The organism is Bartonella vinsonii subsp. vinsonii (assembly GCF_902825235.1).
Taxonomy (GTDB): domain Bacteria; phylum Pseudomonadota; class Alphaproteobacteria; order Rhizobiales; family Rhizobiaceae; genus Bartonella; species Bartonella vinsonii.
In genome coordinates this window covers 1-382 of the sequence record NZ_CADEAJ010000079.1, presented here as the reverse complement: position 1 = coordinate 382, position 382 = coordinate 1, and the positions used below count along the sequence as shown (strand labels likewise).

Here is a 382-nt window from a genome sequence, read left to right as displayed (position 1 = left end):
GGACAGGGAAATAATGCGTTTTTTCAGCAAGAATACCAAAATATCTGGATTTAAACTTATAGTTATTGTCTACATTGTGGGTTCTATATTATGGGGGATAAATCAATATGGAGATAAAATGGATTTGAGCATTTTTGAGATATTTAAGATGCAGGATATCAAAGATGTTGTTAATATGCATTTTGAAGAAAGAAAACCGCAGGAAAAAAGACAGCTGTCTGAAGAAAATACAGAACAAAAATTAATAGAAAATAAACATGCGGGAAGGGAAAAATATAGGGGTGGTGTTTATGATGATGTTGCTGTTAAGGCGTGTGCAGGTTTTGCTTTTGGTTGTGGATTTATGTGTGGGAGTCAGAATTAAACGACTGGTGGTGAGTGG

The 382-nt window shown here is 34.8% G+C and carries 1 pseudogene; it reads left to right on the top strand.

Annotation, left to right across the window (positions count from 1 at the left end):
* Nucleotides 1-364, top strand: a pseudogene (locus tag J7R12_RS08735) (hypothetical protein); the annotation flags it as partial.
* Nucleotides 365-382: the final 18 nt, after the last annotated feature.